The following is a 9,542-nucleotide window of genomic DNA, read 5'->3' as shown; positions in this document are numbered from 1 at the left end:
ATGGCGTTAATATAAGGGTTTTAATTGGGGGTTAATATAGAAGTTGTTAACTATATAAGTACATAATAATATATTCAAAAGAAATCTTTTTTGTATATTAGCAATTGTTATTCATACTTAATTTTATATGTCTGATACTTCATCATTTATAAAGCCGGTTGATAATTTTTTAAATCAGAACCTGTTTACTCAAATTAGTGAGATACGAAACGAGGGGTTTAACTCTCTGTTTCGTGCTAAACGTTATGGTAAATGGTGGTTGATTAAGGCTCTGAAAAAAGAGTTGCAAGATGATATTATGTATCAGTCTTTTTTACAAAAGGAGTATGATATTTTAGTTAACTTACATCACCCCTATATTGTTCAGGTACACTCTTTTGAATATATCAATGGTATTGGAAAGGCTATTGTTATGGAGTGGATTGAGGGTGTTTCTCTTAATGAATGGCTTACTAAAACTCACTCAAAAAGTGAACGACGCAATATTATTAAAAGAGTTATTGATGTGCTTAAATATATTGAATCGGTACATACACAACATCGCGATATTAAGCCTTCAAATATTATGGTTACCAATAATGGTGAACATATTAAACTTATTGATTTTGGATTAGGCGATACGGATAGTTATGCTATTCTTAAACAGGCGGTGGGCTCAAGTGGTTATATGGCTCCTGATGGTCCTTCTGATATATACTCTTTTGGTAAACTACTTGAAACCTTAAATACAGGCTTTTTTACTAAATTTGTTATTAAACGTTGTTGTGTTGATAAAGATAAACGCTTTAATAGTTTTACTTCTGTTAAACGTTGGTTGAATTTTGCTTGGCAACTTCCTGAATATATTTTTATCTCTATTTTTATTATTATAATTTCTATTACTTTTTATATTGCTACTATTAAAAGTGCTTATAATCAAATTTCTCCCGAAATAGATAGTATTGAACAGACTATTACTCAAGACAAAGAGGAACTTTTAAAGAGAAAACAAACATACAATAATATTATTACCAATATGTGTAATGATATTGATAATATAGTTATTGATAGTGATATTGAAAATAAAATTGATACAATGAGTGATCCTCTATATATTAACGATACTAAAAATTTAATAGATTCTTATTTTAATAATAAATTAAAAAATCTGCCAAATGATATTACCATTGAAGAAAAACAGACTATTATGATTGAAATTTCTACTTATATTCAAGAGAAATATATTTTAAGATGGATTGAAACTGTAACTGATAGGGTATTAAGAGAGAATAGTATTAATTAATATTTTTTCTTAATAATATAATACATAATAAGTTACATAAAAAAAGAACTCATAAAGAGTTCTTTTTTTTATTATTAAAATTGAGTTATTAATAAACATGTTGATAAGTTGTTAATAGTTGAGAATAACTTTTTAAAAAATATTGTTGCATTTTTAAATAGTAGATTTGTATAATCAAATATTTAAATATCTGCTGTTATTATTTAATTTCTTTTCTTTTTATTTATTCACATTATATTTATGGGTTATCAATATTAAAAATAAAAAATTTAATTAACTTTGTACTTTATCAACAGTGTGTTAATAAAGTATATATTCTATTTATAATCAATTATTAATGCTGTTGATTAATATGTTTATTTTGTTAATTGAATATTAATAACCAAATTTCAAAATATATAGTAAAAAAGATATCAAACGTATTAACAATATATTATCATCATTATTTTTTTACTTTTTAAAAAAGAATATATAATATTTTGTTTGTTGAAAAAGGATTGGAGTATAACTAAATTCAAAATTTATGAATATAGTAGATAAAATAAAAAAATTAAAAGAGGAGAAGAATGCTGTTATCTTAGCACACTACTACCAACGTAACGAAATTCAAGATGTTGCAGATTTTGTTGGCGATAGTCTTGCTCTTGCACAATGGGCTGCTAAAACTGATGCCGATATTCTTGTAGTTTGTGGTGTTAACTTTATGGGCGAAACTGCTAAAATATTGTGTCCCGATAAAAAAGTATTAATTCCTGATAACAGTGCCGGTTGCTCTTTGGCTGATAGTTGTAAGGCTGAGGATTTGGCTGAGTTTATTAAACAGTATCCTGGATATAAAGTTATATCGTATGTTAATACTACTGCGGAGGTTAAGGCTTTGACTGATGTTGTTGTTACAAGTTCTAATGCTAAAGAGATTGTTGAATCGTTTCCAAAAGATGAAAAGATTATTTTTGGCCCTGATAGAAACTTAGGAAGTTATATTAACTCTGTTACAGGGCGAGAGATGGTTGTTTGGAATGGTGCTTGTGATGTTCATGAACAATTCTCACTTCAAAAAATAAAAGAACTTAAGGAACAAAATCCTGATGCTGAGATATTGGCTCACCCAGAGTGTAAAAAACATATTCTTATAGTTGCCGATAAAGTTGGATCAACTGCTGCTCTATTGAATTATGCTATTAAAAGTGATTGCAAAAAATTTATAGTAGCAACAGAGTCGGGTATATTACATAAGATGTGTTTATCATGTCCCGATAAAGAGTTTATTCCTGCTCCTCCAGAAGACTCTACATGTGCTTGTAATGAGTGTGCTTATATGAAATATAATACTCTTGAAAAACTATATAATTCTCTTTTAAATGAAGAACATGAGGTTTTTGTTGATGAAGAGATTAGAAAAAAGGCTGTTGTTTCAATACAACGTATGTTAGATATTTCAGAGAAACTTAAACTATAATAGTCTGTTTATAATTTGAAAAATATTGTTGTTTTTGCTTCGGGCAGTGGATCAAATTTTGAAGCAATTGTAAAGGCGTGTAATAAGCGAATAATTGATGCTAATGTTGTTCTTTTAGTGTGTGATAAAAAAGATGCATACGTTATTAAAAGAGCAAAACGTTTAGGTATTGAGAGTTTTGTTATTTTTCCTAAAGATTTTGCTACTAAATATGATTATGAAAAAACTATTACTCTTAAACTTGCCTCTTATAAAGTTGATTTAATATGTCTGGCTGGTTATATGAGAATAGTTGGCGAAGAGTTATTAAGCAAATATGAGGGTAAAATTATAAATACGCACCCATCTATTTTACCTGCTTTTAAAGGTAAAGATGCTGTTGAACAGGCTATGGCTTATGGTGTAAAGGTTTATGGTATTACTATTCACTATGTTAATAGTGATTTGGATAGTGGTAATATTATTGCTCAAAAAACTTTACCATACGAGGGTAATGATATTGAGTTATTAAAAAAGAAATTACTTAAAATTGAACATAAATTATTTGTTAGTACAATAGCAAAACTTATTAATAATGAGTGATAATTTAGATAACTTGATTGCGGAACTTGAACTATATACTCAACAAAATAAAAGTGATGATAATGCTTTTTTCAGATTGGGGAATGCTTATCGTAAGATAGGTAATAATGCTCAAGCCATAAGATGTTATTTAACGGCTGTTGAGATTAATCCTTCTTCTCCTGCTAAAGAGGCTCACAAAATGATGATGGATATTTTAGAATTTCGTAATACTGATTTGTATAATCCTTAATACAAAAATAAATAATGAGAAAAATTATATATATACTTGTATCTATATTTTTATTTGTTTCGTGCAGTAAAATAGATATATTTTCATCTGCTGAAATTAAAGGTAATTTTACAGATTACGAGGGTGATATAATTTATGCTGTTTATGAAAATTTCAGTTCTGGTATTATTACTGATACTATATTAATTGAGAATGGTGATTTTAAATGTAATTTAAAACTCAATAACAGTAAAACACCTATATATTTAATAGATGAAAATTTGAATAATATAACTTCTCTTTTTTTAAAAGAGGATGAGAGTGTTGTTTTATCAGGATCTTCAAAACCTTATCAAACAGTAATAGATGGTGATTCAACAAATATATTAATAGGTGATTTTTTTAATAATAACTCCGATATTTTAATTAAGTATGACTCTTTAAAAAATATCTATATTGATAATTATAAAGATTCTTTATATTTGAGTGAATTAAATAAAACAAATGATTCAATAGTAAAAAAAGCGGTAAATTTTGTAGAATCAAATATCAAAAACTCATCTTCAACTTTTATTATTTATAATTATATAGCCTCTCCTAAATATAAAAAATTAACTCGTGAACTATCAGAGAAACTACCACCATCTGCAAAAACAGATGTTATTTCGGCACGAGTTGAACACTTTGCTGCTCTGCAAAAATTAGATAAGGGTAAAACATTACCATATTCAATATTAAAAACGGTAAAGGATAGTTTAGTTTATAGTTATACATACAATAGTAAAATAACTATACTTACTTTTTGGGATTCTTCTGATTCTATATCAATACAAAGAGTTAGAGATATTGAGTTGTTTTATGATACTCTTAAACACAAAGATAAAGTATCTTCGCATTTAGTATCTTTGGATATTAATAAAACAAACTGGGAAAATACAATAGAGAAAGAGAATCTAAAATCTTTTCAAACTTACCTACCTGATGGTTGGACAAATAAGGATATTGCAACTATAAATTTAAGAGTTATTCCATCTACATTTCTTTTAAACAGGAATGGTGTAATAATAGGAAGAGAGTTGGAGTTGGATTCACTTAATTATTTGATTGAAAAAACTATTATTAATAATGATAGTTTAGATATAGTACGTAAAAATAGAAGAAAAAATGGAAAGTAAAGTTGTTTCAGTTGGTGTTTTTATTGATGGTGGATATTATGCTAAAATAGAGGAAGGTCTAAAAAAAGAGTCCTCTTTGGCACTTAATCTTACTGCTATATTAAATTATATTAGAACTACTATTTCTGAAAAGTCAGGTGTAGAATTTTCAGATTGTCAAATTACAGAAAATCATTATTTTAGAGGTAGATATAGAGTTAATGATGCAAGTAATAAACATCTATTATATGTTGAGCGTAAGTTTGAAGATTCAATGATTGATAACGATGTTGTTTTCCATTATAAACATTTGCGTGAAGTTAAAAAAGGAGAAGAGGTAACTGTTATTGAAAAAGGTATAGATACATGGTTTGCCTTAGAGACATACGAACTTACTTTGCTACGTAAATTTGATGTAGTGGTACTTATTACCGGTGATGCCGACCATGAAATGTTGGTTCGTAAAATAAAAACTCTAAAGAGTAGAGTATTACTTTTAACATGGAATGTAAATACTCAATCTTCTACATCAAAATATCTTAAAGATGAAGCCAACTGGCATATTGATTTAGGAGATGAATGTATTAAAAACAGGTCTCTAATAAATAATTTAACTACAGTAATAAACTATTAATAATGCTAACTAAAGTTTACGCTGCTGCCCTTCAGGGTATTGATGCTCAAATTGTAACTATTGAGGTTAATTGTACTCAAGGAATACAATTTTTTATGGTGGGATTACCCGATGCTGCTGTAAAAGAGAGTCATCAGCGTATAATATCGGCACTATCGCATAATGGACTGAAATTTCCACGTCGTAAAGTGGTGGTAAATCTTGCTCCTGCCGATATAAAAAAGGAGGGTTCGGCATACGATCTTCCTATAGCAATAGGATTGTTAGCAGCTAATGAAGAACTAAAAAGCGATAAATTTAAGGATTATCTTATAATGGGTGAGTTGTCGCTTGATGGTTCAATACTTCCCATAAAAGGAGCCTTACCTATTGCTATTATGGCAAAGCAAGAGGGTTATAAGGGTTTTATTCTTCCTAAACAAAATGCACCTGAGGCTGCCGTTGTTGATGGATTAGAGGTTTATGGAGTTGAAAATATTACGGAGGTTGTTTCGTACTTTAAAGAGGAGTGTGAGTTACAACAGATAGTTATTGATGCTCAAACAGAGTTTTACGATAAGCAACAGATTTTTGATATTGACTTTGAAGATGTAAAAGGTCAGGAGAATGTTAAACGTGCCTTTGAAGTTGCAGCGGCAGGTGGACACAACCTAATAATGGTAGGTCCTCCGGGATCAGGTAAATCAATGTTAGCAAAACGTATTCCAACTATATTACCCCCTCTTACTCTTGATGAAGCTTTAGAGACAACAAAAATACATTCAGTAGCAGGACGTACTGGAGATACCGGTGCTTTAATAACTCGCCGTCCGTTCCGTTCGCCACATCACACCATATCGGGTGTTGCTTTGGTAGGTGGTGGAACATATCCCCAACCGGGAGAGATTTCACTTGCTCACAACGGAGTACTCTTCTTAGATGAATTACCAGAGTTCTCACGTTCAGTATTAGAGGTAATGCGTCAACCACTCGAAGACCGCAAAATAACTATCTCACGAGCCAAAAACACCGTAGAGTATCCGGCAGGTATTATGCTTGTTGCAAGTATGAATCCTTGCCCTTGCGGTTACTATAATCACCCAACTAAGGAGTGTATATGTTCAGAGGGTGCAGTTACACGCTATTTAAACCGTATTTCAGGCCCGCTGTTGGACCGAATAGATATTCAGATAGAAGTTATACCAGTAGAGTTTGAAAAGCTCTCATCAACCGCTAAAGGCGAAAGCAGTGCAGTTGTACGTGAACGTGTAATGCGTGCAAGAGAGATACAGACTCGCCGATTTGCCGATACTCCCGGAGTATATTGTAATGCTCAAATGAGTAGCAGACATCTAAACAAATGGGCTTTACCCGATAAAGATAGTATTGCAATGCTAAAAGTTGCAATGGAGAGATTTAATCTATCGGCTCGTGCATACGATCGTATATTGAAAGTTGCCCGAACTATTGCCGACCTTGAAGGTAGTGAGGAGGTTAAGAGTTACCATATTCAAGAGGCCATCACCTACCGCAATCTTGACCGAGGCAATTGGGGCATTTAAAGGCAATTACGAAGTAATTAGAATTGACTTGCATGTCAATTCGTGCCTTTAAATGGGGAGTGCAGTGCTCTGCACGACGGAGGGCAAAAGTCATTTGCTTTAGCAAATAGAATTGACATTTAGTCAATTCGTATTGCAATTACAGAGTAAGTATTATATTTAATCTTTCCGATATCGGCAAAAATACCTATATTTGTAGGTAAATTATATATTAAAACCTTGCCGATAGTTGATGACTTCAACGTAAACTATTAAATAGTATAGTATTATCTTTTACTCAAAATAGAAGGTGAGAATAACCATTTTTGAACTTACACGATCAATTGCTGCTGTGTATTTATACTCTGCGGGATCGAGAAGGTCATCTCTCTTACGGTTTAGGATATCTTGAAGTCCGAATGCAAATTTGAGTTCGGGAATAAATTTGAAATATTGAAAATATACGTCACATCCCAATCCTATCTCTAAATAGGTGTCATAGGTTTTAAGGCGAAGAAGGTCGCCTCGTTTTTTTGAAACATCAAATGTTGGGGCAACTCCCACCATTATATACGGGCGATAGTTGTTTAATCTCTTTGCACTATATTTTAACTCTATGGGTGCTTGTATATAGTTTGATTTTACATCTGTTTTTCGCTCTTCTCCCGAGAACTCGCCTCGGAATGTTACTGTCTTATTACCGAAAAGAAATGCCGGTGTGAAGCGTAAATTAAGGTAAGGGCACAGGTATAGGTCGCATAGTAGTCCTACATTAAATCCGGGTGAGAATGTGGGTACATCTGCTAACCATATCTCTCCGTTCTCATCAGGTTCTCCTGTTGGTACCAAACGTAGGTTTTGCATATTGAGTCCTAATGAGAATCCAAAATGCACACGCTTTTGGTCGGCGTACGGGCGTCGTTCCAATTTGCGTGTCTGTGCATTTGCCAAAGTGACAACAAGTAGGAGAAGTAATATGTATAATATACGTTTCATATTTCTTCTCTTAAAACGAATAAAATGGTTACTTATTGCCCTATCTATTGATTTTTATACTTCTGGAATTGTTAAAATTTAACTGCTGCTCCAAGTAGGAAGTTCATTCGTTGTGCTGGCATTCCGTAGTATATGTCGTAGTTTTGTGATAGAATGTTATTCCATTGTAGGTTGAAACTAATCAATTTTGTAAGTGAGTAGTTTGCCGATAGACTTAGGTCATATATGTCGCTCATCTTCTCAAACACATCCATTCCTAATGAGTTTTGGTAGCGATAACCTCTTCCTATTCCCATATAGAAATTTGCATTTATTGATAGGTTTTTAATTGGGTTTACTCCAACTTTTATATTCCACTCGTTTTTGGGTAGTGCCGATAGTATTGTTCCCTCTCCGTTTCTGCTTCGCCAGTTATTGAGTGTCCATTTAACCTCTCCCTCTATTATCTTTTTGATTTTAAAGTTTATGTTTGCTCCTCCTAACCAACGATAGGCATCTATTGGAGTGTAGTCTATTACTTCGTACGATGCAATCATTCCATCTGTGATACTCTCTTTATATCGCATATCAAAGAGTGCATTGGTTGAGGTTTTTATACCTCCATATACTCTTAATTGTACTCCGGGTATATAATCGAACAATAATCCCATTATAGCATTTGCTGCTGTGTATGTATTGTTAAGTTGTTTTGTGGGATTTATATATATGTTTCGTGCCGACATTTTACTCCATGAGTTAATCTCTTTTCCTCCGTCAACAACTGTGTAGAAGTGAAAGTATTTACCCATATCGGCATTAAATTCAAAGTCGGGTGCAAAACGTAATACAGTTCCATTGTTTACCGATATATCCATTCTTGCTCCAACCTTTAATCTGATTTTTTCGTTTGTGAATTTGTAGAATGGTGTTAGCGATACCATTGTATAGTTGTCAGCCTCTGCTACATCGTTATAGAATAGGTTATTCATATTAAACTCAAATCCTAAACGATTGTTGTTGCTTCCTAATCGTGCTGCAAGTTCAAGGTTTGCTGTTAGGTGATTCTCTCTTCCTCCCTCTTCTCCAATCATATAACCTATATTGTTATAGTAACCTGTGAATCCAACTGAGGCATTTATTGTTACGTCTTTGTTTTTTGTAGAGCGGAACGATGTTCCTCCGGCATACTGATTTACTTTTTGATATTCAGTTTCGCTGATAGTTGGTATGTTGGGTGTAAGTTTTGCTCCATAGTAGTTGAATTTGTTACGTTTGTATGCAAAACTTGTTGTCCACTCTAACTTATCAAAGGCGTGTTTATATGTTGCATTTACAACATTGCTGTTTAAATGTTGATATACTTTTTCGCCACCATATACTGGTACGTTGTCTTGGTATTTTAGATGTCCTCCTGTTGAGGTGTGGTTATACCATACGCCAAGTTGATTGCGTTTTGTATTTATAATTCTTATTCCCGCATCGGCGTTTATATTGAGATTGTTTCCCATCCCAAAATTTGCATATCCACGTTGATTGTTAAAACTATCTTCGCTCTTTAATTCGCTAACCAGTAGTGGTTGCGATGTGGGATTGCCCGATAGTGGTACTGCCCAAGTGGAGTATTCGTTTACAGGTTTCTCTACAAGTGGGTTTTCTGCTTGGGGAATACCTGTCTTTTTAACTGCTGCATCAACCTCAGGAGTGTATTCTTTCTCTATTGTTACT

The 9,542-nt window shown here is 32.3% G+C and carries 9 protein-coding genes; 7 read left to right on the top strand and 2 right to left on the bottom strand.

The window, feature by feature from the left end:
• Positions 1-127: 127 nt before the first annotated feature.
• From IKK64_05990 to IKK64_05960, 7 genes are all read left to right on the top strand, one after another.
• The gene (locus IKK64_05990; GenBank protein MBR4119614.1) at positions 128-1,282 is read left to right on the top strand and encodes a protein kinase; all 1,155 of its coding nucleotides are present in this window, start codon (positions 128-130) and stop codon (positions 1,280-1,282) included.
• A gap of 523 nt (positions 1,283-1,805) precedes the next feature.
• Positions 1,806-2,741 (top strand): quinolinate synthase NadA, encoded by a 936-nt coding sequence (gene nadA / locus IKK64_05985; GenBank protein ID MBR4119613.1) that lies wholly within the window; start codon positions 1,806-1,808, stop codon positions 2,739-2,741.
• A 15-nt stretch (positions 2,742-2,756) separates the two neighbouring features.
• Positions 2,757-3,323, top strand: a complete 567-nt coding sequence (purN, locus tag IKK64_05980) for a phosphoribosylglycinamide formyltransferase (GenBank protein ID MBR4119612.1) — start codon at positions 2,757-2,759, stop codon at positions 3,321-3,323.
• A complete protein-coding gene (locus tag IKK64_05975; protein ID MBR4119611.1) occupies positions 3,316-3,555 on the top strand; it encodes a tetratricopeptide repeat protein in 240 nt (79 codons plus the stop codon). The genes purN and IKK64_05975 overlap by 8 nt, the downstream gene beginning before the upstream one ends.
• A 14-nt stretch (positions 3,556-3,569) precedes the next feature.
• The gene (locus tag IKK64_05970; protein MBR4119610.1) at positions 3,570-4,709 is read left to right on the top strand and encodes a thioredoxin family protein; all 1,140 of its coding nucleotides are present in this window, start codon (positions 3,570-3,572) and stop codon (positions 4,707-4,709) included.
• Positions 4,699-5,322 (top strand): NYN domain-containing protein, encoded by a 624-nt coding sequence (locus IKK64_05965; protein MBR4119609.1) that lies wholly within the window; start codon positions 4,699-4,701, stop codon positions 5,320-5,322. Before IKK64_05970 ends, IKK64_05965 begins: the two co-directional genes overlap by 11 nt.
• A gap of 2 nt (positions 5,323-5,324) precedes the next feature.
• Positions 5,325-6,863 (top strand): YifB family Mg chelatase-like AAA ATPase, encoded by a 1,539-nt coding sequence (locus tag IKK64_05960; protein ID MBR4119608.1) that lies wholly within the window; start codon positions 5,325-5,327, stop codon positions 6,861-6,863.
• Between the two features lie 273 nt (positions 6,864-7,136).
• Here IKK64_05960 and IKK64_05955 read toward each other — a convergent pair whose 3' ends face one another.
• Both IKK64_05955 and IKK64_05950 read right to left on the bottom strand, forming a co-directional pair.
• On the bottom strand, positions 7,137-7,838 hold the full coding sequence (locus IKK64_05955; GenBank protein ID MBR4119607.1) for a PorT family protein: 702 nt from the start codon (positions 7,836-7,838) through the stop codon (positions 7,137-7,139).
• Positions 7,839-7,909: 71 nt separating this feature from the next.
• On the bottom strand, positions 7,910-9,542 hold a 1,633-nt coding region (locus IKK64_05950; GenBank protein ID MBR4119606.1), incomplete at its 5' end, for a hypothetical protein.

The sequence above is a fragment of the Bacteroidales bacterium genome, from assembly GCA_017521245.1.
GTDB lineage: Bacteria > Bacteroidota > Bacteroidia > Bacteroidales > G3-4614 > Caccoplasma_A.
Note: the sequence above shows the minus strand (reverse complement) of the source record. Positions and strands in the feature narration are given on the sequence as shown.

Coding starts and splice junctions, on each gene's coding strand:
- IKK64_05975 (MBR4119611.1), top strand. CDS start 3,316: ATGAGTGATAATTTAGATAACTTGATTGCGGAACTTGAACTATATACT.
- IKK64_05965 (MBR4119609.1), top strand. CDS start 4,699: ATGGAAAGTAAAGTTGTTTCAGTTGGTGTTTTTATTGATGGTGGATAT.
- IKK64_05970 (MBR4119610.1), top strand. CDS start 3,570: ATGAGAAAAATTATATATATACTTGTATCTATATTTTTATTTGTTTCG.
- IKK64_05960 (MBR4119608.1), top strand. CDS start 5,325: ATGCTAACTAAAGTTTACGCTGCTGCCCTTCAGGGTATTGATGCTCAA.
- IKK64_05990 (MBR4119614.1), top strand. CDS start 128: ATGTCTGATACTTCATCATTTATAAAGCCGGTTGATAATTTTTTAAAT.
- nadA (MBR4119613.1), top strand. CDS start 1,806: ATGAATATAGTAGATAAAATAAAAAAATTAAAAGAGGAGAAGAATGCT.
- IKK64_05955 (MBR4119607.1), bottom strand. CDS start 7,838: ATGAAACGTATATTATACATATTACTTCTCCTACTTGTTGTCACTTTG.